The organism is Mesorhizobium sp. M0904 (assembly GCF_040319475.1).
Lineage (GTDB): Bacteria > Pseudomonadota > Alphaproteobacteria > Rhizobiales > Rhizobiaceae > Mesorhizobium.
Genome location: NZ_JAMYOC010000023.1, coordinates 51436 through 74942 on the forward strand (window position 1 = coordinate 51436; position 23507 = coordinate 74942).

At 65.0% G+C, this 23507-nt stretch carries 25 protein-coding genes; 15 read left to right on the top strand and 10 right to left on the bottom strand.

The window, feature by feature from the left end; genetic code table 11:
* Nucleotides 1-145: 145 nt before the first annotated feature.
* The 5 genes from NKH80_RS23010 (at nucleotide 146) to NKH80_RS23030 (ending at nucleotide 6355) form a co-directional block, all read left to right on the top strand.
* The gene (locus NKH80_RS23010; RefSeq protein WP_352993639.1) at nucleotides 146-2572 is read left to right on the top strand and encodes a glucan 1,4-alpha-glucosidase; all 2427 of its coding nucleotides are present in this window, start codon (nucleotides 146-148) and stop codon (nucleotides 2570-2572) included.
* A 14-nt stretch (nucleotides 2573-2586) separates the two neighbouring features.
* On the top strand, nucleotides 2587-3603 hold the full coding sequence (gene gnd, locus NKH80_RS23015; RefSeq protein ID WP_352649406.1) for a phosphogluconate dehydrogenase (NAD(+)-dependent, decarboxylating): 1017 nt from the start codon (nucleotides 2587-2589) through the stop codon (nucleotides 3601-3603).
* Between the two features lie 22 nt (nucleotides 3604-3625).
* Nucleotides 3626-5002, top strand: a complete 1377-nt coding sequence (zwf, locus tag NKH80_RS23020; RefSeq protein ID WP_352740582.1) for a glucose-6-phosphate dehydrogenase — start codon at nucleotides 3626-3628, stop codon at nucleotides 5000-5002.
* Nucleotides 5003-5021: 19 nt separating this feature from the next.
* Nucleotides 5022-5726, top strand: coding sequence for an ROK family protein (locus NKH80_RS23025; protein WP_352993641.1), 705 nt, complete (start codon nucleotides 5022-5024; stop codon nucleotides 5724-5726).
* A 164-nt stretch (nucleotides 5727-5890) separates the two neighbouring features.
* Nucleotides 5891-6355 carry a Ros/MucR family transcriptional regulator gene (locus NKH80_RS23030; protein ID WP_352993643.1) on the top strand — a complete coding sequence of 155 codons (465 nt, stop codon included), beginning with the start codon at nucleotides 5891-5893 and terminating at the stop codon, nucleotides 6353-6355.
* 365 nt (nucleotides 6356-6720) lie between these two features.
* Here NKH80_RS23030 and NKH80_RS23035 read toward each other — a convergent pair whose 3' ends face one another.
* On the bottom strand, nucleotides 6721-7008 hold the full coding sequence (locus NKH80_RS23035; RefSeq protein ID WP_352993710.1) for a GIY-YIG nuclease family protein: 288 nt from the start codon (nucleotides 7006-7008) through the stop codon (nucleotides 6721-6723).
* A 341-nt stretch (nucleotides 7009-7349) separates the two neighbouring features.
* Between NKH80_RS23035 and NKH80_RS23040 the strand changes: the two genes are divergently transcribed.
* Nucleotides 7350-8591, top strand: coding sequence for an MFS transporter (locus NKH80_RS23040; RefSeq protein ID WP_352479996.1), 1242 nt, complete (start codon nucleotides 7350-7352; stop codon nucleotides 8589-8591).
* Here the strand turns inward: NKH80_RS23040 and NKH80_RS23045 are convergent, their stop codons facing one another.
* The 6 genes from NKH80_RS23045 to hemC form a co-directional block, all read right to left on the bottom strand.
* Nucleotides 8592-9308, bottom strand: coding sequence for a glutamine amidotransferase (locus NKH80_RS23045; protein WP_292657163.1), 717 nt, complete (start codon nucleotides 9306-9308; stop codon nucleotides 8592-8594).
* Nucleotides 9309-9326: 18 nt separating this feature from the next.
* Entirely contained in the window at nucleotides 9327-9806 is a 480-nt protein-coding gene (locus NKH80_RS23050) for a tellurite resistance TerB family protein (RefSeq protein WP_352509112.1), read from the bottom strand.
* Nucleotides 9807-9845: 39 nt separating this feature from the next.
* Nucleotides 9846-11462 (bottom strand): heme biosynthesis protein HemY, encoded by a 1617-nt coding sequence (locus NKH80_RS23055; protein ID WP_352993645.1) that lies wholly within the window; start codon nucleotides 11460-11462, stop codon nucleotides 9846-9848.
* A gap of 8 nt (nucleotides 11463-11470) precedes the next feature.
* Entirely contained in the window at nucleotides 11471-12991 is a 1521-nt protein-coding gene (locus NKH80_RS23060; RefSeq protein WP_352993647.1) for a COG4223 family protein, read from the bottom strand.
* Between the two features lie 404 nt (nucleotides 12992-13395).
* On the bottom strand, nucleotides 13396-14112 hold the full coding sequence (locus NKH80_RS23065; RefSeq protein WP_352993649.1) for a uroporphyrinogen-III synthase: 717 nt from the start codon (nucleotides 14110-14112) through the stop codon (nucleotides 13396-13398).
* Nucleotide 14113: 1 nt separating this feature from the next.
* Nucleotides 14114-15040, bottom strand: a complete 927-nt coding sequence (hemC, locus tag NKH80_RS23070) for a hydroxymethylbilane synthase (RefSeq protein ID WP_352993651.1) — start codon at nucleotides 15038-15040, stop codon at nucleotides 14114-14116.
* Nucleotides 15041-15144: 104 nt separating this feature from the next.
* Between hemC and tsaD the strand changes: the two genes are divergently transcribed.
* The 6 genes from tsaD to NKH80_RS23100 are packed head-to-tail and all read left to right on the top strand — an operon-like array spanning nucleotide 15145 to nucleotide 19138.
* Nucleotides 15145-16230, top strand: coding sequence for a tRNA (adenosine(37)-N6)-threonylcarbamoyltransferase complex transferase subunit TsaD (tsaD, locus tag NKH80_RS23075; protein ID WP_352993713.1), 1086 nt, complete (start codon nucleotides 15145-15147; stop codon nucleotides 16228-16230).
* Nucleotides 16227-17237, top strand: coding sequence for an NAD(P)H-dependent glycerol-3-phosphate dehydrogenase (locus NKH80_RS23080; RefSeq protein WP_254817797.1), 1011 nt, complete (start codon nucleotides 16227-16229; stop codon nucleotides 17235-17237). The genes tsaD and NKH80_RS23080 overlap by 4 nt, the downstream gene beginning before the upstream one ends.
* A gap of 27 nt (nucleotides 17238-17264) precedes the next feature.
* The gene (locus NKH80_RS23085; RefSeq protein WP_352993716.1) at nucleotides 17265-17561 is read left to right on the top strand and encodes a YciI-like protein; all 297 of its coding nucleotides are present in this window, start codon (nucleotides 17265-17267) and stop codon (nucleotides 17559-17561) included.
* Nucleotides 17562-17591: 30 nt separating this feature from the next.
* Entirely contained in the window at nucleotides 17592-18017 is a 426-nt protein-coding gene (locus NKH80_RS23090; RefSeq protein ID WP_254817798.1) for an EVE domain-containing protein, read from the top strand.
* Entirely contained in the window at nucleotides 17972-18670 is a 699-nt protein-coding gene (locus tag NKH80_RS23095; protein WP_502900989.1) for a class I SAM-dependent methyltransferase, read from the top strand. Before NKH80_RS23090 ends, NKH80_RS23095 begins: the two co-directional genes overlap by 46 nt.
* 48 nt (nucleotides 18671-18718) lie before the next feature.
* On the top strand, nucleotides 18719-19138 hold the full coding sequence (locus NKH80_RS23100; RefSeq protein WP_352993653.1) for a DUF1761 domain-containing protein: 420 nt from the start codon (nucleotides 18719-18721) through the stop codon (nucleotides 19136-19138).
* A 3-nt stretch (nucleotides 19139-19141) separates the two neighbouring features.
* Here the strand turns inward: NKH80_RS23100 and gcvA are convergent, their stop codons facing one another.
* The gene (gcvA, locus tag NKH80_RS23105; protein WP_352993655.1) at nucleotides 19142-20062 is read right to left on the bottom strand and encodes a transcriptional regulator GcvA; all 921 of its coding nucleotides are present in this window, start codon (nucleotides 20060-20062) and stop codon (nucleotides 19142-19144) included.
* Nucleotides 20063-20224: 162 nt separating this feature from the next.
* Here gcvA and NKH80_RS23110 point away from each other — a divergent pair, with 162 nt between their 5' ends.
* Complete coding sequence (locus NKH80_RS23110; RefSeq protein WP_352993657.1) at nucleotides 20225-20464, top strand: hypothetical protein; 240 nt, start codon at nucleotides 20225-20227, stop codon at nucleotides 20462-20464.
* Nucleotides 20465-20570: 106 nt separating this feature from the next.
* Here NKH80_RS23110 and NKH80_RS23115 read toward each other — a convergent pair whose 3' ends face one another.
* Complete coding sequence (locus NKH80_RS23115) at nucleotides 20571-21107, bottom strand: L,D-transpeptidase family protein (RefSeq protein WP_352993722.1); 537 nt, start codon at nucleotides 21105-21107, stop codon at nucleotides 20571-20573.
* A gap of 144 nt (nucleotides 21108-21251) precedes the next feature.
* On the opposite strand from NKH80_RS23115, the gene NKH80_RS23120 reads away from it, so the two are divergent.
* Together NKH80_RS23120 and NKH80_RS23125 are read left to right on the top strand one after the other, a co-directional pair.
* The gene (locus tag NKH80_RS23120; RefSeq protein WP_254817802.1) at nucleotides 21252-21935 is read left to right on the top strand and encodes a response regulator transcription factor; all 684 of its coding nucleotides are present in this window, start codon (nucleotides 21252-21254) and stop codon (nucleotides 21933-21935) included.
* Between the two features lie 125 nt (nucleotides 21936-22060).
* Entirely contained in the window at nucleotides 22061-22516 is a 456-nt protein-coding gene (locus NKH80_RS23125; protein WP_352649397.1) for a cyclic nucleotide-binding domain-containing protein, read from the top strand.
* 46 nt (nucleotides 22517-22562) lie between these two features.
* Here the strand turns inward: NKH80_RS23125 and NKH80_RS23130 are convergent, their stop codons facing one another.
* Nucleotides 22563-23456, bottom strand: coding sequence for a sugar phosphate isomerase/epimerase family protein (locus NKH80_RS23130; RefSeq protein WP_352993660.1), 894 nt, complete (start codon nucleotides 23454-23456; stop codon nucleotides 22563-22565).
* Nucleotides 23457-23507: the final 51 nt, after the last annotated feature.

Sequence of the window (23507 nt, forward strand, 5' to 3'; positions counted from 1 at the left end):
CAACGCTGTTTTTTATCTATTATCAGACAAATGCAGATGGGCGACAAGCTGTCAACAGCAATCCATGGCCGGCGATCAACTTGCGGTGCAATCATTGAAAACGGTTCGGCTCCTGGTCTAGGGATGGCACTGGAGACCGATTTGAATGGCAGCGAACCTTGCCCCGGGTGCACCCGGCATTCCGGCGCGCTGGACCTCGAGCGCCAAGAGCGGCGTCGGCACTGCGCTCTCGCCGGCCTGCCCGATCTGGTTCACCATCAGTCACGGCATTCTCAACGAGATCTACTATCCCCGCCTCGACAGCGCCTGCACCCGCGATCTGGGGCTGATCGTCACCGGACCCGACGGCTATTTCTCGGAAGAAAAGCGAGACGCCGAGCACAGCATCGAACCGCTCGAGGACGGGGTGCCTGCCTATCGGCTGGTCAACACCGCAGCCGATGGAAGCTATCGGATCCAAAAGCGGATCATTACGGATCCGGAACGTCCCGTCGTGCTGCAAGAGATCATTTTCACGCGGCTCAAAGGCGCGGCCGCCGACTACCGCGTCTACGCGCTGCTGGCGCCGCACCTCGTCAACGCCGGCATGGGCAACACCGCCTGGATCGACGGCCATGAAGGACAGCCTGTCCTGTTTGCATCGGGACGCGGCGTCTGCCTGGCGCTCGCCTCGTCGCTGCCGTGGAAGGCGTGCTCGGCCGGCTATGTCGGCGCCTCCGACGGCTGGCAGCAGCTTCGTCAAGGCGGCCGGCTCGATCCGGCCTGCCGCAGGGCCGAGGATGGCAATGTCGCGCTGACCGGCGAGATCGGCTTTTCGGCCGCGAATCCAAAAATATTGCTGGCGCTCGGCTTCGGCACGACACCGCAACAGGCGGCGGAAACCGCTTTTGCCAGCCTGAGGCAAGGTTTTGAGCCCGCGGTCAGATCCTATGGTCAAAAATGGCGCCAATGGCAGGCCGGTTTGCTGCCGCTGGACCGGCAAGCGGCGTTCGGCCTCAATCCCTACCGCATCAGCACTGCGGTGCTGGCGGCACACCGCTCGTCGACCGGAGCAGCCGTCGCCAGCCTGTCGATCCCGTGGGGCTTCAACAAGGGCGACGACGATCTGGGCGGCTATCACCTGGTCTGGCCGCGCGATCTGGTCGAAACCGCCGGCGGTTTCCTCGCCGCCGGCGACCCGGCGGAAGCCTTGCGCATCCTTGGCTATCTGCGCTCGATCCAGCAGCCGGACGGGCATTGGCCGCAGAACGCCTGGCTCGACGGTTCGGCCTATTGGCCGGGCATCCAGATGGACGAATGCGCCTTCCCGCTGCTGCTCGCCGACGCGCTGCGCCGCGCCGGGCATTTGCCGCCTGCGGTACTCTCCTCCTTCATGCCGATGATCGAGCGCGCGGCCTCCTACGTCGTGCGCAACGGCCCCGTCACCGGCGAAGACCGCTGGGAAGAGGACGCCGGCTACAGCCCGTTCACGCTTGCCGTCGAGATCGCCGCATTGCTTGCGGCTGCGGACATGTTCGATGCCGCCGGCAAAACAGAGCCGGCAAACTATCTGCGCGAAACCGCCGATGTCTGGAACGATCAGATCGAGCGCTGGACCTACGTCGCCGGTAGCTCCTCGGGCGATGAAGCCGGCGTCGAGGGCTACTATGTCCGCATTGCGCCGCCCGACACCGCCGGCGCGGCATCGCCGAAAGACGGCTACGTCCCGATCAAGAACCGCGCGCCGGCCGATACGGACCGGCCGGCCAAGGCGATCGTCAGCCCCGACGCGCTGGCGCTGGTCCGTTTCGGCCTCAGGGCGGCCGACGATCCGCGCATCCTCGACACGGTCAAGGTGATCGACGCGCAATTGCGTTGCGAGCTGCCGCAGGGGCCGCTCTGGTACCGCTACAACGGCGACGGCTACGGTGAGCATGCGGACGGCGCGCCCTTCGATGGAACCGGCCAGGGCCGGCCCTGGCCGCTGCTGGTCGGCGAGCGCGCGCATTACGAACTGGCGGCGGGACGCAAGGACAAAGCGGCAAGCCTGCTCGCGACGTTTGAGGGCTCCGCCGGGCCGGGCGGCCTGCTGCCGGAGCAGGTCTGGGATGGTCCAGACATGCCGGAGCGCGAATTGCGGCATGGCGGCCCCTCCGGCAGCGCCAAGCCGCTGGTTTGGGCGCATTCCGAGCACATCAAGCTGCTGCGTTCGCTCCGCGACGGCGCCGTGTTCGACATGCCGCCACAAGGCGTCAAGCGCTATATCGAGGGTAGAACGGTGTCGCGCCTCAGGGCATGGCGCTTCAACCACAAGATCCGTACCATCCCGGCAGGCAAGGCGCTGCGCATCGAAGTTCTGGCCCGGGCGGTGGTTCATTGGAGCAGCGACAATTGGGCTACCGTCCATGACACCGGGACCGCCGCGAACCTTTTCGGCATCCATCTCGCGAAGTTGCCGGTTGCCGACGCCGCTCCGGGCAATAGCATTGTCTTCACATTCTTCTGGTCCGATGCCAGCCGTTGGGAGAATGTCGACTTTTCCGTTGGTATCGACGATGCGTCACAGCCACTAGATCATCGATCCCTCAAGTAAGGCAGGACGAGACCATGCAGATAGGAATGATGGGACTGGGCAGGATGGGCGCCAACATGGTTCGGCGCCTGCTGCGCGATGGCCACGAATGCGTCGTCTACGACATCAACCCGGCGAGCGTCGCGGCGCTTGTGACCGCCGGCGCGGTCGGAGCCGCCTCGATGGAGGACTTCGTCGGCAAGCTGACGAAGCCGCGCAGCGCCTGGCTGATGCTGCCGGCGGCGATCACCGGCCGGATCGTCGACCAGGTGGCCGCCCTGATGGAGCCCGGCGACATCATCATCGACGGCGGCAACTCCTATTATCATGAGGCCGTCGACCACGCCGCGCGCCTGGCCTTGAAAGGCTTGAGCTATGTCGATGTCGGCACCAGCGGCGGCGTCTGGGGCCTCGAGCGCGGCTACTGCCTGATGATCGGCGGCCCTGACAGCGCGGTCCAGCATCTCGATCCGATCTTCGCCACGCTGGCGCCCGGCGCCGACGCCGCTTCGCCCGCCCCTGGCAAGGACGCCGGAACCGCTCCCTTCGGTTATCTGCATTGCGGGCCGAGCGGCGCCGGCCATTTCGTCAAGATGGTCCATAACGGCATCGAATATGGTGTCATGGCCGCCTACGCCGAGGGCATGAACATCCTGAAGTCGGCGAATGCCGGCAAACGGCAGCGCACCGCCGACGCGGAAACCAGCCCGCTGGAAAACCCGCAATATTACCAGTTCGACATCGACATCGCCGAAGTGGCCGAGGTCTGGCGGCATGGCAGCGTCATCGGCTCGTGGCTGCTCGACCTGACGGCAGGCGTGTTGAAGGCCGATTCGGCGCTGACGCAGTTCGGCGGGCGCGTCTCGGATTCCGGCGAAGGCCGCTGGACGCTGAAGGCGGCGATCGACACCGGCGTGCCGGCGCCGGTGCTGTCGTCGGCGCTGTTCGACAGGTTCTCCTCGCAAGGCGAGTCCGAATTTGCCGACAAGCTTCTGTCCGCCATGCGCTATGCCTTCGGCGGTCATGTCGAAAAACCGAAGGCCGGCTCGTGACGGGCGACAGGGAGGCACACCCATGAGCCAGGAACGGTCCGACACGCTGGTGCTTTTCGGCGCCACCGGCGATCTCGCCCACAAGAAGATCTTTCCCGCCCTCTACGCCATGGTGGCCAAGGGAACGCTGAACGAGCCGGTGATCGGCGTCGCCTTCGATCCCTGGGACCTCGCCAAGCTGCAGGCGCGCGCCCGCGACGGTATCGTCAATGCCATCGGCAGCATCGACGAGAAGATCTTCGCCAGGCTTGCCTCGCTGCTTCGCTATGTCAGCGGCGACTACCGGGCGCCTGCGACCTTCGAGAAGCTGAAGACCGCGCTGGGCAGCGCTGAGCGGCCGCTGCACTACCTGGCGGTGCCGCCGGCCATGTTCGAGGTGGTCGTCCAGGGGCTGGAGCAGTCGGGCGCCGCCCAGGGCGCGCGCCTGATGGTGGAAAAGCCGTTCGGCCACGATCTGCAATCGGCGCGCTGGCTGAACCGGGTGCTGCATCTGGTCTTCGACGAAAAGTCGATCTTCCGCATCGACCATTATCTCGGCAAGGAGGCGATCCAGAACCTGCTCTATTTCCGCTTCGCCAATTCCTTCCTCGAGCCGATCTGGAACCGCAACTTCGTCGAGAGCGTGCAGATCACCATGGCCGAGGATTTCGGTGTCGAGGGCCGCGGCCGCTTCTATGACGAGGTCGGCTGCATCCGCGACGTCATCGAAAACCACCTGCTCAACATCCTCTTGCTGCTCGCCATGGAGCCGCCGGTCGGCCGTTCGGCCGACGATCTGATCGACGAGAAGGTGCAGGTGCTGCGGGCGATCCGGACGCTGACCAGGGACGATGTCGTGCGCGGCCAGTTCGACGGCTATCTCAACGAGCCGGGCGTGGCGCCGAACTCGCCGGTCGAGACCTTCGCGGCGGTGCGCTTTTTCGTCGATACCTGGCGCTGGCAGGATGTGCCGTTCTTCATCCGCGCCGGCAAATCCCTGCCGGTGCACGCCACCGAGGTCATCGTGCGGCTGAAGCGGCCGCCGCTCGACGTCTTCGATCCAATCAAACCTGGCGACTGCAATCACGTGCGCTTCCGCATCGATCCGCAAGTGGCGATCTCGATCGGAGCCCGGCGCAAGGCACCCGGCGACGACATGGTCGGCGAACAGGTCGAGCTCACCGCGCTCGACGATTCGAAGGGCGACATGCCGCCTTACGAGCGGTTGATCGGCGACGCCATGAACGGCAACGGCCAGCTGTTCACCCGCCAGGACGCCAGCGAACTCGCCTGGCGCATCGTCGGCCCGGTGCTCGGCGACACCACGCCGCCGCCTGTCTACGCGCCAAAGACCTGGGGGCCGGCCGAAGCCATGGCTGGATTCGGGCCGCCGAACGGCTGGATCAATCCAGCGAAATGATTTCTGGGAGGCGAAAGCGATGGCCAAAGCGGTGAAGCGACCCGCACCCGACGCCGAACAGATCGTGCTTGTGATCGACATCGGCGGCTCGCATGTCAAGATCCGCACCAGCGCCGGCGCAGAGGAGCGCAAGACCGCTTCCGGACCGGAGCTGACGCCGCAGCAGATGGTCGCTGCGGTGAAGACGCTCGCCGAAGGGCTGCACTACGATGTCGTCTCGATGGGCTATCCGGGTCCCGTGCACCACAACCGGCCTTTGACCGAACCGGCCAATCTCGGCAAAGGCTGGGTCGGCTGCGATTTCGCCGCTGAGTTCGGCAAGCCGGTGAAGGTCGTCAACGATGCGCTGATGCAGGCCGTCGGCAGTTATGAAGGCGGCCGCATGCTGTTCCTTGGCCTCGGCACCGGCCTGGGGGCCGCGATGATCGTCGATAACGTCGCCCAGCCGATGGAGCTTGCCCATCTTCCCTACAAGAAGCGCGGCAGTTTCGAAGACTATGTCGGCGAACGCGGGCTGCAAAAGCGCGGCAAGAAGAAATGGCGCAAATACGTCTTCGACGTCGTCGATCGGCTTCGCACCGCCATGCAGCCGGATTACGTGGTCATCGGCGGCGGCAATGTCGATGAACTCACCGACTTGCCCGCCGATTGCAGACGCGGCGACAACACACGCGCCTTCGAAGGCGGATTTCGACTGTGGCGCGACAAATCCCTGATTATCTGATATTGCTGATTGTCTGATATTATCGAGCACCGGCTCAGGGTTGTTAATCCCGCGCTGCCGTTAGTATTATTATTCAAAATAATGTGTGACGTGGTGCGGCGTCATTGCATTGCGCAGATTTGCCGACTAGGAATTTCTGCGACCCCCACGGACGGAGAGATAGATTGACCGACAACAACAACAACGCTCGCAAAGACATCGACCTGCTCGAGCTGACCGCCCATATCGTCTCCGCATATGTCGAGAAGAACCGCTTGCCGGCTTCCGGCCTCGGCGATCTCATCGCCAGCGTCAGCGCTTCCATAGGTGGGCTGGGGCAACCGGCAGTCCCAGTCGCCGCGCCGCTGACGCCTGCCGTCAATCCCAAGAAATCGGTGACGCCGGACTACATCATCTGTCTCGAGGACGGCAAGAAGTTCAAATCCTTGAAGCGCCATATCGGCGTTCATTTTGGGCTGACGCCAGACGCCTACCGCGCCAAATGGGGCCTGCCGTCGGACTACCCGATGGTCGCTCCCAACTACGCGGCCTCGCGTTCGCAGCTGGCCAAGGCGATCGGCCTCGGCCGCAAAGCCGCCCCGCCCGCGCCCGTCAAGAGCCGGGGCAGGAAGGCCAAGGCGACGGCCTGATGCCATCAGATCGAGCGGGATGCACATTGAACGCGTTCCGCTGGTCGGTCTGTTTGTGTTCAGCGGAAGCTGCGACGCTCGAAGCTAACCGCATGGCATCCTAGGGTCTGCGCCGCGTCGCTTCGCTCCTTGCTCGGCCCTGGGACGAAGGTAGGATGGCTGAAGGCTAATCGCTGATGTCGGAGAGTGGCAGCGCGTCCGGGTATCGGACGACGATTGATGGCGAATTACAAGTTTTCGAGATTGGCCGAACACCCCTCCACTTCGTCATCCCAGGGCGGAGCAAGGAGCGAAGCGACGCGGCGCAGACCCTGGGATCCATGCCGTTACCTCGCGGCAGTGCGCCTGCGGACCAGAACCGAATGCTACCACCCCGTCCCGCGAAAAAGCTCGAACCATTCCGGATTGGTCTTCTCGATGAGCTCGATCTTCCATTGGCGTGGCCAGCGCTTCAGCGACTTCTCGCGCTGGATGGCGTCGCGAATGTCGAAATGTTCCTCGTACCAAACCAGACGCTGCACGCCGTAACGGCCGGTGAAGCGCGAGCCTTGGCCGGCTTTGTGCTCCGGCATGCGGCGGCCGAGGTCGTTGGTGACGCCTATATAGATCGTGCCGCGCTTCTGGTTTGCGGTCACATAGGTATAGCCGGTCATGGTTGAAGGGTAGCTGGCGCCTGCGCCGACGCAAGTGCCGTTCTGAACCGTTGCATTCTTCGGCAGATGCAATGGCATGGATCCCAGGGTCTGCGCCGCGTCGCTTCGCTCCTTGCCCCGCCCTGGGATGACGAAACGAGTGGTGTTTCGGCTAATCTCGAAAGTTTGCGATCTGCGATCCGCCGCCATCCGCTTGTTATCTGCAAGAACGAAATTGTTGATCCAGGCCGGATTTTTGCGCGCGCCTTGCGCCGAACTGCGCTAAAGGCTCTCTTGGCCGGACCAGCGCCCATCGTGGAAGTGCCCCGCCGGCCGACATCGCCGCCACGGGGCCTTATTCCATGACCGCAGAATCCCAAGTACCATCCGACCAGCGTTATGCCGCCTTTCGCCACCGGCCGTTCCTGAGCTATTGGGCGGCGCGCTTCCTCTCGACATTCTCCACCCAGATCGTGTCGGTCGCCGTCGGCTGGCAGATCTACGATCTGACCCGCGACCCGTTCGACCTCGGCCTTGTCGGCATCGTCCAGTTCCTGCCTTCGCTGCTGCTGGTGCTGGTCACCGGCGACGTTGCCGACCGTTTCGGGCGCCGGCTGATCATGGCGCTGGCGGTGCTGGTCGAGGCGGGCTGCGCCTTGGCCCTCCTGCTGCTGACGCTGCGCGGCCTCTCCGGGCCGATGCCGGTCTTCATCGTGCTCGCCATGTTCGGCATTGCGCGCGCCTTCTTCGGGCCGGCCTCGTCATCGCTGTTCGCCAATCTGGTGCCGCCTGAGGATTTCGCCAACGCCATCGCCTGGAACTCTTCCGCCTGGCAGACGGCAACCATCGTCGGGCCGGTCGCCGGCGGCCTGCTCTACGGGCTTTCGGCCGAAGCTGCCTACACCACAGCGGCCGTGCTGATGCTCATTGCCGCCGTGCTGATCTTCACCATCCCGAAGCCTGCCCAGCGCAGCAGGACCGACAGGCCGACGGTACAGACCCTGTTCGCCGGCTTCGGCTATATCTGGAGCGAAAAGATCGTGCTCGGCGCGATTTCGCTCGACCTGTTCGCGGTGCTCCTGTCCGGCGCCTCGGCGCTGCTGCCGGTCTACGCGCGCGATATCCTCGAACTCGGCCCGTGGGGGCTCGGCCTGTTGCGCTCGGCGCCCGGCGTCGGCGCCATCTGCGTCGCCATCTGGCTGGCCGGACACCCGATCCGCAACCATGCCGGCCTTGTCATGCTCGGCTTCGTTGCGCTGTTCGGCGCGTTCACCGTCCTGTTCGGCCTCTCGACCATCACCTGGCTGTCGATCGCTGCTCTCGCCTTGCTCGGCGCCACCGACATGTTCAGCGTCTACATCCGCGAGACGCTGATCCAGCTGTGGACGCCGGACGACGTTCGCGGCCGCGTCAACGCCGTCAACCAGGTGTTTGTCGGCGCCTCGAATGAGCTCGGCGAATTCCGCGCCGGCACCATGGCCGCGCTGATCGGCACGGTTCCGGCCGTGGTGGTCGGCGGTGTCGGGGCGATCGCTGTCGCCGGGCTATGGGCGGTGCTGTTCCCGCAGCTGCGCAAGGTGCGTCATCTCAGGGGGCGAAACTGATTACCGCAGCGCCGGCTTGCCGAAAATCATCGGCAGGAACTCGCCGAGCCAGCGCTTGAGGTGCATGTCCCAGATCAGCCGGCCGCCGAGATGGTCGCGGCCGGGCTGCGCGCCGGGCAATTCGAAGCGGTGCGCGCCGCGCACCACCCAGCGCTGCATCATCGCCCGGGTCAATTCGCCATGGAACTGGATGCCCCAGGCATTGTCGCCATAGCGGAAGGCCTGGTTGGGATAGGTTTCGGCCGTCGCCAAAAGCGTCGCGTCCTTTGGCAGCGAAAAGCCCTCGCGATGGAATTGATAGACCATCTCCGGCCAATGCATCAGCCTGCTGCCCGCTTCGGTCGCCTTAAGCGGATACCAGCCGATTTCGACGAGGCCCTCGCCGTGGCCCTCGACCCTGCCGCCAAGATGCTTGACCAGCATTTGCGCGCCGAGGCAGATGCCAAGCAGCGGCCGGTTCTCGTTGAGCGGAATTTTAAGCCAGTCGGTCTCGCGGCGGACGAACTCGTCGCCGTCATTGGCACTCATCGGCCCGCCAAACACCACTGCGCCGGCATGGCCATCCAACGTCTGCGGCAAGGCCTCGCCGAGCGGCGGTCGGCGGATGTCGAGGTCGAAGCCTTCCTCGATAAGCATATGGCCGACCCGTCCGGGGCTCGAATGCTCCTGATGCAGCACGATCAGGATCTTTGGTCTCGGGCTTGGCTTGGGCGGCATTGGAAGGCTGGACCCTGTCTATTCGTCGCTTGACGTTCCGGCAGCACCAGGAGCCGCGGCGGCCGCCTTGAGGCGCGCCTCGACACGGTCGCGACGTTCGACGCCGATCAGCTCGGCGACCCGCCAGACGGTATTGTCCTCGAGTTCGTGCAGCTCGCCATCGGCATAGACGATCTCCCACATCAGACCGATGAAGGCCTTTCGCGCCTCGGCGTCGAGATGGCGCTTGAGCACGCTGGTGAAGGCGTAGAGGTCGATCGCCTCATTGTCGGCCCGCTCGCCGGCAGCCGCCAACGCGTCGAGTTCGTCGCCGCTGATCGAGTAGCTTTCCGCCAGCACCTTCTTGAACCGCTCCCATTCGGTATCCTGGCGCACCCCGTCGGCGTTCATCACGTGGAAAAGCAGGGCGGACGCGGCAACGCGCGGATCGTCGGCGCTGGGGCTGGCGCCACCACCGGACGGCAGATCCCTTAGAAACGACAAAACGCGTTCGAACATTAAATCATTCCCAATAAGCCCGGGTCCACTCGACCCTGATCAGAACAAACGAAACCGGCGCGTCGATTTGTCCGCCGCGTCGTCGGGATCGACGCCGGGATCGTCGGGCAGCCGCGTCAGCTCCTGCGCCGGCTCGACGGCTTCGGCATCTTCCGGCACTTGGGCAAACGCCGCCGCGGTGATTGGTGTCACATGATCCTCGGCGGCACGGTTTTCGGTCCTCACTTCGGTCGCTGTGCCCGGTGTCTCGGCAGCAACGGCTGTGTGCTCGATCGCCTCGGCTGTTTCCTGTACCGGTTTGGCTGGAGTCGCGATGGCCGGCATCGGTCCCTCCGGAGTCTCTTCATGGCTGTCGATCAACTGGCCGAGCCGCTCCATCGGCGCCCGCCATTCGAATGCGTCGAGCCTGCCGGTGATCGGCGATACCGGAGCCCAGCGTTCGGAGACGACGCCGTCGGCGACCCAGGCCGGGTCGCGCGGCGCTCTCACCGCCTTAGACAGCAACTGCCGCACCTTGCCCTGGTCGCCGCTCTCGGCCTCCTCGATGTCGGCCAGCAGCAGATAGGCGCCTTCGCGGCGATCCATGCGGATGGCGGCTTCCGCCTCGCGGCGGGCGGTTGCAAAATCCTGCGCATCGAGCGCGGCGCGCGCCACGGCAAGCGAGGCCTCGGCATGGTTCTTCTTCAGCTCCTGCAGCTTCTTTGCCCGGTTCAGCCGGTCGAGCACGGCATCGCCCGGCCGGGCATGGACATAGAGCTCCGCGATCTCCGGGTGCGGCTCGGCCTTCCACGCCGCCTCGAGGATTTTCGAGCCTTTGCGCACGTCGTTCTGCCGAAACAGCAATTTCGCCGCGACGACCGCCGCCGGTGCGAAATCCGGCCGCAGCCGGTTGGCTTCGAGCGCCGCCGCCCTTGCAGCATTGGCATCGCTGTCGATCAGCGCCTGCGCCTTGGCGGTCAGCAGCACGGCGCGACGCCGGTTGGCCGCATCGCGCTCGATCTGCCGGGTCGACTTCTGGGCATCGACCAGTTTCAGCGCGCCATCCCAGTCGCCACGCCCGGTCAAGTCTTCCAGCGTCGATTCGGCCGCCCAGGCCAGTTGCGGCGCCACCGCCGCTGCCCGGCCGGCATAGTGGCGGGCTGCGTTGCGGTCGCCGAGCCGCTCGGCCTCGAGATAAAGCCCGCGCAGGCCGAGCAGCCGCATTTCGGGATCGTCGAGCATGGTCTCGAATTTTTCGCGGGCGCCATCATGGTCGCCTTCAAGCAGCGAGGCCTGCGCGTCGAGCAGCTGGATCAGCGGCTCCTGATCGGAGCGGATCAGCTTTGCCGCTTCCTTGGTCTTCTTGCGGGCGAGCGCGCCGTCACCGGCGCCGGCGGCGATCATCCCGGTCGACAGCGCCTGATAGCCGCGGTCGCGGCGACGCACGCGGAAATAGCGCGAGATGGTATAGGGACTGTTCCACAGCGCCTTGACCAGCCACCAGACGATCATCACCGCGGCAACCACGGCAACGACCGCCACCGCGGCGACCATCAGGCTGACCTGGTATTGATAGCCGTTGAAGGTAACGAGCATTTCACCCGGCCGGTCGGCCAGCCAGGCGAAGCCGAGCCCGAGCGCAAAGACGACGGCAAGGAAGGCGAGGATGCGGATCATTGGGTTCCTCACGCCTTCATCGCGCCGGCGATGAGCGAATCGATCTGTGTCTCGACCTCCATCCGCGCTTTCAGTTTCCCGGCAAAGTCGGCGCCGGCGGCCTTGGCCGCCTCCGGCAGGGCTTCGTATTCACTGAGCGCCCTGGCGTAGTCACCCTGATTGACCGCGACCTCCATACGGGCAACGGTTTCCGGGACGCCGGTGCCTTCGACGGCGCCGATCGGCCTGACCTTGACCAGCGATTCGGCGCTCGACAGCAGCTTTTGCAGGATGCCGGCATTCTGGTCGACAGGCATTGCGGCAGCGACCATGGCGTTGGCGGCGGCGTCCGCTTCGGCGGCAATCTCGGCCCGCGTCGGCACCCCCTTTTCGGCATAGGCGCGCAGCGTCGCGATCTCGGGCGCATCCGGTGAGATCGCGGCAAAGGTTTCGAGTTCGGCTGCGAACGGCGCACCTCGGTCGAGCGCTGCCTTGAGCGCCGAGGCGGCAATGGCCAGCGCGATCTTCGGCTGCGAAGCCTGTGCATCGACCTTGCCCGAGAGCTGGGAAACCGACTGTTCCAGGGCCGCAAGCCGGCCTTCCTGCGCCTTTGCCGTTTCGCCGGCTGACTTCACCAAGGCGTCGAGCGCGGCCAGCCTTTCGTTGAGCGGGCCGAGATCGACCGGCGCCGTGCCGCCGGCCTTGCCGAGAGCCGCGACCGCCTGCTCGATCTGCCGGACCTTGTCGCCAAGTGCCGCCAGCCCGGCATTGTCGCCGGCGCCGCCTTGTTCGACGGCCGACTTCAACGCCGCGACGTCCGCCCTGACCTGGTCCAACGCCGACGACAGCCCGTCCACCTTGGCCGAGGCGTTATTGTTGGCGTCGGCCTGTCTGAGGTCCGCGACCTCGCGTTTCAGCGAAACGATCTCGCCATTGACCGCGTCGAGCGACACGCCGCCCGACCCGGGCGCACCGAGCAGGCCGGCAAATTGCAGCCCGCCGGCTGCGGCGAGCGCGATGGCGCCGCCGATAATGCCGGCGGCGATGCCGCTGATGCCGCTCCGCTTCGGCTGCGCTGCCATATGGTCGTCCCTCGCCTCAGCTGTCTTCTCGCCGGAGCCTGGGATCCCCGGTTCGTTGGCCCCGGTTGGGCTGGATGCATCTTCGAAACTGTAGTCGGAAGCCGTGGAGCGCCCGGCCGGCGCATCCGAACCGGCGGGATAAGAGGTTTCCGTTTCCCTGGTAGAATCGGCGCCGGCATCCGCCGGCTCTTGCGTGCCGGCCGGCGCGGCTGCGTCGGCATGTTCCCACGGCTCGAGATCGGTTTGGTCGGCATGCACCGGCTCTTCAGGCGGTTCGGGCTGCGAGGCGTTTGCCGCTTCCTCGGCTTTCGCCTCGTCGGTTTGCGCCCCCGCTGACTCTGCATTGTCTGGCTGCTGTTTGCCGGCATCCTGTTCGGCGGCGACTCGCGAGACGGCGCCGGGCTCGAGCTCGATGGTCACCGGCTCACGGCGGCTCTTGGAATGCCGCATCTTCGGCGTCTTGACCATGCTCGGGCTCCGCAAAATTCGCTTCGGATGGTTTGAAGGGTCTAGCACATCACCAAGCGGTGAAAAGGGGCGGCGTGATGACGCCACGGCTTTGGAATTCAGTTTTGGCAAAACGCCGCAGCGATTTTGGGACACGGCATGCGTGACCAGAAACGAAAAACCCGCCTCGGCGGCGGGTCGTTGGCGCGAATCAGCACCTAAGTGAATTTCTAGCATAGCTGCCGGCACAAAGCAAGAACAAAATGTGCCCGAGCGCAATCATTGGCGCTGCCCCTTATCGCCCCGCCGGGCACTTCTCCCGTAGAGTGGACGGGGAGAAGGGGCCGAGATGTCAACCGGATAGATAGGTAACAGAATGGACCGATTGCATGGGTGACAGTTTTCTTGTCCGCCGCGAGTGCCAATCAGCGCGACGCCTGCAAAAGCCCCAGCAAGGCATCCTCGCTGGGCTCAGGCGCAATCCGGATCCTTTCGCCGGCGACCTCGCCCAGGGCCGCGGCAATACGTCCCGACAAGGCGAGAAGGCGTGCATCTTCAAAAACACCGCGTAGCGCCGGCCGGCTAGCCAGGGCCTGCATCGCCGTGGCCGCCTTGGCCGAATAGAGCAGCACCGCCTCGACCGGCCGGGCGGACAGGCGCGCAAGAACGGCCTCGTCGGAATAATCCAGCGCAAAAGTGTCGTAGGTCTCGACGGCGCGGACATGAACGCCCGACGCAAACAGCCGCTCCTCGAAATCCGGAAAGCGCACCCGCCCGCAGAGATAGACGATGGTCTGCCCCGCGTAACCGCCAGCGAGCGCATCGGCCAGCGCCTTGGCATTGCCCAGGCCTTCGCCGACAGACAGAAACTCGGCCCTGCGGGCGGCTTCCGCCGTCTTCTTGCCGACAGCGTGGCACGGCAAGCGCGCGAGCGCGGCAATGACCTCTTTCGGCGCATGGCGAACCGCATTGGCGCTGGTGACCGCGACCGCCGCGGCGGCGTCAGCGAGCGCGCCTGCTTCGACCGGCAGCGCCGCCGTTTCGGCCAGCGGCAGCAGGATCGGCTGAAAGCCGGCATCCGCGAGCCGGCGCGCCGGGCGCGAGGCGCCCGGCTCGGGCCTCGTCACCAGGACGCGGAGCATGTCAGGTCCAGCCGTCGAAGAATGTTTCGCCGGCCTTTGCCCGAACGATCGCGGCGGCTTCCGCGCCGATGCCGGCAGCCTGTTGCGCCGGCCCTTCCAGCCTGACCTCATGCGACTGCGTGCCATCGGGCGAGATGATCAGCCCGGCAAAGGAAACCGTTCCGCCCGATATCGTCGCATGGCCGGCGATCGGCGTGCGGCAGGAGCCGTCGAGCGCCGCCAGGAAGGCGCGCTCGCAGGCCAGCGCCTCGCCGGTCGGCCCGTCGTGGATCGCTGCCAGCATCTGTTCCACATCGCGGTCGCCGATGCGGCTTTCGATGCAGATCGCGCCTTGCCCCGGCGCCGGCGGAAAGACGTCGAGCGGCATCAGGTCGGTGACGACGTCCTCAAGCCCGAGCCGCTTCAGCCCGGCATAGGCGAGGATGGTGCCGTCGGCGATGCCGTCGGCGAGCTTGCGCAGCCGCGTCTGCACATTGCCGCGAAACATCACCACTTCGACGTCCGGCCGCATCCGCCGGATCAGCGCCTGGCGCCGCAGCGACGACGAACCGACCTTGGCGCCTTGCGGCAGGCCGGCGATCGTTCGCGCCGCCTTGCCGATGAAGGCGTCGCGCGCGTCCTCGCGCGGCAGGTAGGCGGACAGTTCCAGCCCCTCGGGCAACAGCGTCGGCATGTCCTTCGACGAATGCACGGCGATGTCGATGCGGCGCGCCAGCAGCGCCTCCTCGATCTCCTTGGTGAACAGGCCCTTGCCGCCGGCTTCCGACAGCGGCCGGTCCTGGATGCGGTCGCCGCTGGTCGAGATGACGACCACCTCGAACGCCTCGACCGGCATGCCGTGCGCGGCCATCAGCCGCGCCTGCGTTTCATGCGCCTGCGCCAGTGCCAGCGGGCTGCCGCGTGTTCCGATTTTCAAGGTTGTTTGCATGACGCGCCGTCCGTGATAACCCCCGGCAGATCGAGGCAGTTTTCCGGGTTTTCTCCTATCGGGGAAAGGCCGATTGCACAATCATCGAGGACAGCGACGAATTGATCCGCGTTCTGGGCATCGAGACGAGTTGCGACGAGACCGCCGCCAGCGTGGTGGCGCTGGACGGTCGCAGCACGCCGCAAATCCTGTCGAACATCGTGCTCAGCCAGATCGAGGAGCATGCTGCCTTCGGCGGCGTCGTGCCGGAGATTGCCGCGCGCGCCCATGTCGAGGCGCTCGACGGCATCATCGAGGCAGCGCTGGCCGATTCCGGCGTTGACCTCGCCGACATCGATGCGATTGCCGCCACCGCCGGTCCCGGTCTTGTTGGCGGGCTGATCGTCGGCCTGATGACGGCAAAAGCAATCGCCGCGGCAGCCAAAAAACCGCTGATCGCCATCAACCATCTCGAAGGCCACGCGCTGACGGCCAGATTGACCGATGCGCTCGACTTTCCCTACCTCTTGCTGCTGGTCTCCGGCGGCCATACCCAGATCGTCGCCGTGCGCGGCGTCGGCGACTACCAGCGCTGGGCGACGACCATCGATGACGCGCTTGGCGAGGCCTTCGACAAGACGGCCAAGATGCTCGGCCTGCCCTATCCGGGCGGACCGAATGTCGAGAAGGCGGCGGCAAATGGCGATGCGGCGCGTTTTGCGTTTCCGCGCCCGATGAAGGGCTCGGCACAGCCAGATTTTTCCTTCTCCGGTCTCAAGACCGCGGTACGCCAGGCGGCAACGGCGATTGCCCCGCTGAGCGACCAGGACGTCGCCGATATCTGCGCCTCCTTCCAGGCGGCGGTCGCGGATGCGCTGGGCGACCGTGTTGCGCGGGCGCTGACCAGGTTCCGCCAGCAATTCCCGGACAAGGCCGAGCCTGCGCTGGTTGTTGCCGGCGGCGTCGCCGCCAATCGGACGATCAAGGCGACATTGCAGGGCCTGTGCAAGCAGGGCGGGTTCAGCTTTGTCGCGCCGCCGCTTAACCTCTGCACCGATAATGCGGCGATGATCGCCTGGGCCGGCATCGAGCGCCTGCGCGCCGGGATATCAGGCGAAAACGCCGCCGATTTCGTGCCGCGCTCGCGGTGGCCGCTGGACAGCATCTCCGCTCCGATGGTCGGCTCGGGCCGGCGTGGAGCCAAGGCATGACCGGCAGCGAGCACAAGGCGCCAAGCGGTTGGCGCGTCGCCGTCCTCGGCGGCGGCGCCTGGGGCACGGCGCTGGCGCTGGCCATGCTGCGCGCCGGTCATTTCGTCCGCCTCTATGCGCGCGACCCGGAGACCGTCGCGGCGATCGACCGTGGCGAAAATCCGCGCTATCTGCCGGGCATCGCGCTCCAGGCCGGCATCGTGGCGACGAGCGACATCGTGGCCGCGCTCGACGGCGCCGACTGCGTTCTGGCGGTGGCGCCGGCGCAATCGTTGCGGGTTATGCTGACGGCCGCGTCCAGCCATATGCCGAAAGGCGTCCCGCTGGTCCTCTGCGCCAAGGGCATCGAGCGCGACACCGGCGCGCTGCTGTCGTCCATTGCTGAGGGTATCCTGCCGGCAAATCCGGTCGCCGCTTTGTCCGGCCCAAGCTTTGCCACCGACGTCGCCAGGGGCCTGCCGACGGCCGTCGTGGTCGCCGCCCGCGACGAGGCTCTGGCCACCGACCTCGCCGCCCGCTTTTCGGCGGAAAACCTGCGCTGTTATTCGAGCGACGACCTGATCGGCGTCGAGATCGGCGGCGCGCTGAAGAACGTCTTTGCCATTGCCGCGGGTGCCGTCACCGGCGCCGGGCTCGGTGCCAGCGCCCAGGCGGCGATGGTGACGCGCGGTTTCGTCGAATTGCGCCGCATCGGCGCCGCCTTTGGCGCCAAGGCCGAGACGCTGATGGGACTTTCCGGCCTCGGCGACCTGCTGCTTACCTGCTCGTCCGCGCAGTCGCGCAATTTCGCTTATGGGCTGGCGCTGGGGCAAGGCAAGCCGCTTGCCGGCTTGCCTTTGGCGGAAGGCGTGCCGACGGCGGCAATCGCCGCCCGCATCGCCGGCGAGCGCCGGATCGACGCGCCGATCATCGCCGCCGTCGCCGCCATACTGGACGGCACCATAACCATAGACCAGGCTGTATCGGCATTGATGACACGGCCGCTCAAGACCGAAACCGACATGTAATTCCCAATGATTGCGGAGATGGAAAAGATGCTGTTTGCGCTGATTTGCAAGGACAAGCCAGGAAGCCTGCAGGTGCGGCTCGATACGCGGCCCAAGCACCTTGCCTTCCTGGAAGGGCTAAACGGCGACAAGAAATTGGTCTTCGCCGGCCCGTTCCTCGACGCCGACGGCAAGCCGAACGGCACTCTCGCCGTCGTCGAGGCGCCAGATCTGGCTGCGGCAAAAGCCCTGTCGGCGGCCGATCCCTATACCAAGGCAGGGCTGTTCGAAAGCGTCGAAATCCGGCAGTGGAACTGGAGCTTCAACAAGCCGGCGGATATCTGATCGCGGCGGCACCTGAGGAGGAGCAACACAATGAACTACTGGCTGTTCAAATCCGAACCTTCGGTCTTCTCCTTCGAGGACCTCAAGGCCAAGGGCAAGGCCGGCACGCAATGGGACGGCGTGCGCAATTATGCGGCGCGCAACAACATGAAGGCGATGCAGATCGGCGATCTCGGCTTCTTCTACCATTCCAATGACGGGCTCGACATCGTCGGCATCGCCGAAGTCTGCGCTCTGGCCCATCAGGACAGCACCACCGATGACCCCCGCTGGGAGTGCGTCGACATCCGCGCCTTCAAGGACATGCCGAAGCCGGTGACGCTGGAGCAGGCCAAGGCCAATCCACAGCTGGCCGACATGGCGCTGGTGCGGCTCGGGCGGCTGTCCGTGCAGCCGGTGACGCCGGCCGAATGGCAAGAGGTTTGCCGCATGGGCGGCCTGACGCCGGCGCCATGACGGCGCTGACGCCGGACAGCGCCAGGAAATTCATCCTCGACAACACGGCGCTGATGGCGCCGCCGCATGTGCCGGAGGTCCGCCTGCACCTGGCCGACGAGGCACATGAATTATGGCAGCGGACCGAGGACGAGCTGACCGAAATCGGCCTGCCGCCACCCTTCTGGGCTTTCGCTTGGGCCGGCGGCCAAGGCCTTGCCCGCTACATCCTCGACAATCCGGCGGCGGTGCGCGGCAGGCGCGTGCTCGACTTCGCCTCAGGCTCCGGCCTTGTCGCTATTGCAGCAGTGAAGGCCGGCGCTGCCGAGGTGATCGCCGCCGATATCGACCCGTTCTGCGCGACCGCGATCCGCCTCAATGCCGAGGCCAATGGGACCGAGATAGAATTCCTTGCCGGCGATCCCATTGGCAGCGATGCCGGGTGGGACGTCGTGCTGGCCGGCGATGTCTTCTACGACAAGTCCTTTGCCGACGGGCTGATGCCGTGGTTCGCCCGGCTGAGGGCGCGCGGCGCCGACATTCTCGTCGGCGATCCCGGCCGCTCCTATCTGCCGAAGACCGGGCTGGAGCCGCTTGCCGTCTACGAAGTGGCGGTGACCCGCGCGCTGGAAGACGCCGAGGTCAAGCGCACCACCGTCTGGCGTGTTGCTTGACGGCATCGCCGAACAGGCGTTCCATCGCGCAATCGACCGGAGGGAACCATGGATTTTTCGGCAATCAATTGGCTGGCGGTAATCGTCGCCGCCGTCGTGGCGTGGTTGTTCGGCGCCGCCTGGTACCTGGGCTTGAGCAAGCCGTGGCTGAAGGCCGCCAAGCTTGATCCGGCGACGATGAGCAAATCGATGCTGCCCTTCGTCGTCTCCTTCGTCGCGGAGATCGTGATGGCGCTGGTCATGTCGCTGATCATCGGCGCGGTGACCGGCGGCGAACCGAGTCTGCTTGCGGGGGTGATCTTCGGCTTCGTTCTCTGGCTGGGGTTCGTCGCCACCACGCTTTCGGTCAACCATCGCTACGAAGGTTTCGGCTGGGATCTGACGCTCATCGATGTTGGTCACTGGCTCGGCGTGCTGCTTCTCATCGGCGCGGTGATCGGCTGGTTCGGCGCGGCGGCGACCGGCTGACCGTCAGGTCGGCGTCTTGGCGACTTCCTCGAGGAGCCAATCGCGAAAGGCGACGATGCGCGGATCATTCGCCGCCGTTTCGGGATAGACCAGGAAATAGGCGAATTCGGGCGCGACCTTGATGCCGAGTTCGAACGGCCGGATCAGCCGGCCTTCCGAAAGGTCGTTTGCCACCATGGCGAAATCGGCGAGCGCAACCGCATTGCCGTCGAGCGCGGCCTGGACGGCATCGGTCGAATTGCCGAACACGATGGTCCGGCTGTCGTCGAAATCGTCGACGCCCGCCGCCGCCATCCACATGCTCCAGTTCGGCCAGGTGACGCCCTGGCGCGACCACTCGATATGCGCCAGCGTATGATGGAACAGGTCGCGCGGCTCCTTGAGGAGCGGCCCGGCCCGCAACAGGGCCGGGCTGCAGACCGGAATGATGACGTTTTCGAACAGCCGGTGCGAGCGAAGCCCCGGATATTTGCCGGTGCCGAAACGGATGCCGAGATCGACATCGTCGCGATCGAAGTCGCGCACCTCGTAGCTGATGTCGAAACGCAGCTCGATTGCCGGATGCTGCTTGCGAAAATCGTCGACGCGCCGCATCAGCCACTTCGTCGCGAATTGCGCATCGAGGGTGACCTTCAGGAGCGCCGATCCGCGCGCCGTCTTCTGCGCCCGTGAGACGGCCCGGCCAAGCAGGTCGAGCGCATCGGTCGAAGCTTCGAACAGCACCGCACCCGCCTCGGTCAGCCGGATCGTGCGGCTGGTGCGCGCGAACAGCACGATGCCGAGCTGATCCTCGATTTCCTTGATCTGATGGCTGACCGCCGCCGGCGTCAGGCCGAGCTCGTCGGCGGCGCGGGTGAAATTGAGGTGCCGGGCCGCTGCCTCCAGAGTCCGCAGCGCACGGGTTCCAGGCAGCAGGCGCGCCATCAGTGCCAGACGAGGAAAGTTCGGTCGAGCATCCCAATCCTCAAAAAAAACTTGAAGATGCAGAAAAAACTACTCGTTTCCTGTCTGGATTTCAATCGGTCATGATCTGGTCATCGAGGAAACATCAAACCGGATTTGATGTCCGGAGAAGCGGATTACACCATGTCTGACACCGTCTTGCGCTCTGTAACCCTCCGCCCGACCTGGCTACGCGCTATGCTTGACTGGTTTCGCTACGCAAAAATCGCGGTCAATCTTCCCTACGAGAATGTCGAGGATCTCTCCGATCGCCAGCTGCGCGACATCGGCGGCGAACGCAAGGACATCGCACGCGTCATGGACCGCGAACTCGGCCGGCTCGGCCTTCTCGACACGGGTTGGCAGCTGCCGAGGAAGCGCTAGGACGGTGTAGTGAGCAGTGAAGCTAAGCGGCGGGTCCGCGAATATCCTTCCCGACCAATTTCCCTATTCACTACTCACTATTCCCCTACCTTAATTCACGACTCCCTCACCTTACCACCCTCACCACCGTCCGTTCCGACAGCAGCGGCAGCAGCCGCGCCATGGTGCGGGCCGTTACCGCGACGCAGCCTTGCGTCGGCGTGAAGCCGGGGCGCGCCAGGTGGAAGAAGATGGCGCTGCCGCGCCCGCGCCGGCGCGGCACAATGTTCCAGTCCAGCACCAGGCAGGCGTCATAGAAATCGTCGGTGCGCAGCATCCGCTCATGGCTGGCGCCATAGGGGATTTTGACCGGGCGGTTGTAGTTGCGGTCCCCAGGCACTTCGCACCAGCCGAGGTCGCGGCCGATCGGCGTCATCGCGAGCCGCGTCCGGCGGCCGCCGGCGAAACGGTCGCCGCGAAAATATCCCGACAATATCCGCATCGAGGCAAGCGGCGTGGCGCCGTCGCCCTCGCGCTTGGCCGCCGAGATGCCGCCATGCCCCAGCGCACATGGAAACACCAGTTTGCCGGCCTGCAGAAAGCCCTGGCTGGCATGGCCCGGGCGCGCGCGCACGGTGAGCACGGCGAGCCCTTTCGGCAAAATTGCGCCGACTGCATTGCGATCGTGTTTTTTCTTGTATGATCGTGCCACGGAACAAATCACTGTGAACGGCTGTTGTGCCGGTCAGCTTCCGCATAAACAGGCTGCGGTCAACTGAAATCTCTTTTCAAAACAACGGATTGATCCATGACTTCACGCACCATTCTGATCGTCGACGACGATGACGACCTGCGCGGCACCCTTGTCGAGCAATTGTCGCTTTATGAGGAATTCGATGTCCTGCAGGAAGCGACCGCCGCCAAAGGCATCGCCACCGCGCGCGGCGGGCTTATCGACCTGCTCATCATGGACGTCGGCCTGCCCGACATGGATGGCCGCGAGGCGGTAAAGATATTGCGCAAGGGCGGCTACAAGGCGCCGATCATCATGCTGACCGGCCACGACACCGATTCCGACACTATCCTTGGGCTCGAGGCCGGCGCCAACGACTATGTGACGAAGCCATTCCGCTTTGCCGTGCTGCTGGCCCGCATCCGCGCCCAGCTGCGCCAGCACGAGCAGAGCGAGGACGCCACTTTCTCGGTCGGCCCCTACACGTTCAAGCCCAGCCAGAAGCTTCTGATCGACCCGCGCGGCGCCAAGGTGCGGCTGACCGAAAAGGAAGCCTCGATCATCAAATATCTCTACCGCGCCGACCAGAAGGTGGTGACCCGCGACGTGCTGCTGGAGGAAGTCTGGGGCTACAATTCCGGCGTCACCACCCACACCCTGGAAACGCATGTCTACCGGCTGCGCCAGAAGATCGAGCGCGATCCTTCCAACGCGGAAATTCTCGTAACAGAAAGCGGCGGCTACAAGCTGGTTCCTTAAACATTTCATTATTCAAATAAGCGATCCGGGCGGGGCGCTTTTCGGGTACGGTCCTGAGGCTGGAGGTGGTTCTGGATCGGCCTCGTAGGGGAGGAGTCGGACTGACGGTTCGGGGACATAGCTAGATGGCGCTGGATGACGACATCCGCATCCTGTCCACCGTGAGGCTCTTCGAGGGCTTTACGCAGGAACAACTGCGTCTGCTCGCCTTCGGCGCCGAAACCACCAGGTTGCAAGCCGACCACAAGCTTTACCGCGAGGATGACGCGGCCGATTGCGCCTATATCGTGATCAGCGGCCGCATCGTCCTCTACCGCGAGCACGACGGCGAGCGCATCCCGATCGGCACCGCCGGCCCCGGCACCATGCTCAGCGAACTGGCGCTGATCGCCGATACCAACCGGCTGACCAGCGCCTCTGCCGAAATCGATTCGGAAGTGCTGCGGCTCAGCCGCAAGATGTTCCGCCGCATCCTCGAGGAATACCCGGAGCTGGCGGTTCACCTGCACCAGCGCATCTCGGAGGATTTCCAGGCGATGATCCGTCGCATCGAGGAACTTGGGCCGCGTTTTGCCGGCTAATACAGCGCCTCTGGTCTAACCAGATCGATTTCGGAACTGCGAGTTCTCAAGGCCGGTGCGTTGCGGAAACAAGCTCGGCCTTGCGCCGCGCCGTTTCCAGTCCGAGCGCAATGAAGCGGCGCGCATGTTTGGCCAGCTCCATATTGTCGGTCCACAGATTGCGCCAGATGGCGGTTTTTCGCGACAGGTTCTCATCGACGATTTCCGACGAGAAGGATTCGAAGCTGAGGTCGTCGCTGTAGCCGATGGCGGTCAGCGCATCGAATATCGCGGCGAAATCGATATTGCCGGTGCCGAGGAAGCCGCGATGGCTCTCACCGATATGGACATAGCCGATCTTCCTTGCGGCGTTGCGAATGGCCAAGCCGACATCGGCCTCCTCGATGTTCATATGGAAGCTGTCGAGATGCAGGAAGATGTTGTCGGAGCCGCTGTCCGCGATGAAGGCCATGCCTTGCGCGGCGGTGTTGAGCAGGTTGCTTTCGAAGCGGTTGACGATCTCGAGGTTGAGGCTGACGCCTGCTGATTTTGCTGTCTCGGCCACCTCGGCAAGCGTGCCGGCGCTGCGGTTCCACTGGTCGCGCGTCGGCGCCTCGCTCTGCAATCCATGGCTGGTGGTGAGGATGCCGGCAACCTTCTGGCCGCCAAGATCGCGGGTCAGCGCGATCGTACGTCTCAGGATTTCGACTCCGCGCGCCGCAATCGTTTTGTCGGCGCTCGAAATATCGCCGTCGGCCGGCAGTCCGATGCTGGTCGCGACGCCGAGGCCGAGGTCGCCGATCCGCTTGGCCAAGCCGTCGATGTCGACATTGGCGGGGTCGAGATAAGAGAATTCGATCAGGTCGAAGCCGGCCTCCCTGGTGTTGGCCAGCGTCCGCTCGAGGTCGCTCTGCGCCGAGCTCGCCGACCAGACGAATGAGTGGATTCCGATGCGCGACATGATTGTCTCCGGTCATTCCAGGAGTAGCGGACCCAAGTCCAAATCGGCTTT

Excerpts from the sequence above, each read along its gene's own strand:
- NKH80_RS23050 (WP_352509112.1), bottom strand. The coding sequence starts at position 9,806 with ATGTTCGAACGCGTTTTGTCGTTTCTAAGGGATCTGCCGTCCGGTGGT.
- NKH80_RS23125 (WP_352649397.1), top strand. The coding sequence starts at position 22,061 with ATGGCGCTGGATGACGACATCCGCATCCTGTCCACCGTGAGGCTCTTC.
- NKH80_RS23035 (WP_352993710.1), bottom strand. The coding sequence starts at position 7,008 with ATGACCGGCTATACCTATGTGACCGCAAACCAGAAGCGCGGCACGATC.
- gnd (WP_352649406.1), top strand. The coding sequence starts at position 2,587 with ATGCAGATAGGAATGATGGGACTGGGCAGGATGGGCGCCAACATGGTT.
- hemC (WP_352993651.1), bottom strand. The coding sequence starts at position 15,040 with ATGCAAACAACCTTGAAAATCGGAACACGCGGCAGCCCGCTGGCACTG.
- NKH80_RS23095 (WP_502900989.1), top strand. The coding sequence starts at position 17,972 with ATGGCAAGAGGTTTGCCGCATGGGCGGCCTGACGCCGGCGCCATGACG.
- NKH80_RS23065 (WP_352993649.1), bottom strand. The coding sequence starts at position 14,112 with ATGCTCCGCGTCCTGGTGACGAGGCCCGAGCCGGGCGCCTCGCGCCCG.
- NKH80_RS23080 (WP_254817797.1), top strand. The coding sequence starts at position 16,227 with ATGACCGGCAGCGAGCACAAGGCGCCAAGCGGTTGGCGCGTCGCCGTC.
- NKH80_RS23045 (WP_292657163.1), bottom strand. The coding sequence starts at position 9,308 with ATGCCGCCCAAGCCAAGCCCGAGACCAAAGATCCTGATCGTGCTGCAT.
- NKH80_RS23110 (WP_352993657.1), top strand. The coding sequence starts at position 20,225 with ATGTCTGACACCGTCTTGCGCTCTGTAACCCTCCGCCCGACCTGGCTA.
- NKH80_RS23025 (WP_352993641.1), top strand. The coding sequence starts at position 5,022 with ATGGCCAAAGCGGTGAAGCGACCCGCACCCGACGCCGAACAGATCGTG.
- gcvA (WP_352993655.1), bottom strand. The coding sequence starts at position 20,062 with ATGGCGCGCCTGCTGCCTGGAACCCGTGCGCTGCGGACTCTGGAGGCA.
- NKH80_RS23120 (WP_254817802.1), top strand. The coding sequence starts at position 21,252 with ATGACTTCACGCACCATTCTGATCGTCGACGACGATGACGACCTGCGC.
- NKH80_RS23060 (WP_352993647.1), bottom strand. The coding sequence starts at position 12,991 with ATGGTCAAGACGCCGAAGATGCGGCATTCCAAGAGCCGCCGTGAGCCG.
- NKH80_RS23055 (WP_352993645.1), bottom strand. The coding sequence starts at position 11,462 with ATGATCCGCATCCTCGCCTTCCTTGCCGTCGTCTTTGCGCTCGGGCTC.
- zwf (WP_352740582.1), top strand. The coding sequence starts at position 3,626 with ATGAGCCAGGAACGGTCCGACACGCTGGTGCTTTTCGGCGCCACCGGC.
- NKH80_RS23010 (WP_352993639.1), top strand. The coding sequence starts at position 146 with ATGGCAGCGAACCTTGCCCCGGGTGCACCCGGCATTCCGGCGCGCTGG.
- NKH80_RS23085 (WP_352993716.1), top strand. The coding sequence starts at position 17,265 with ATGCTGTTTGCGCTGATTTGCAAGGACAAGCCAGGAAGCCTGCAGGTG.
- NKH80_RS23130 (WP_352993660.1), bottom strand. The coding sequence starts at position 23,456 with ATGTCGCGCATCGGAATCCACTCATTCGTCTGGTCGGCGAGCTCGGCG.
- NKH80_RS23090 (WP_254817798.1), top strand. The coding sequence starts at position 17,592 with ATGAACTACTGGCTGTTCAAATCCGAACCTTCGGTCTTCTCCTTCGAG.
- NKH80_RS23040 (WP_352479996.1), top strand. The coding sequence starts at position 7,350 with ATGACCGCAGAATCCCAAGTACCATCCGACCAGCGTTATGCCGCCTTT.
- NKH80_RS23100 (WP_352993653.1), top strand. The coding sequence starts at position 18,719 with ATGGATTTTTCGGCAATCAATTGGCTGGCGGTAATCGTCGCCGCCGTC.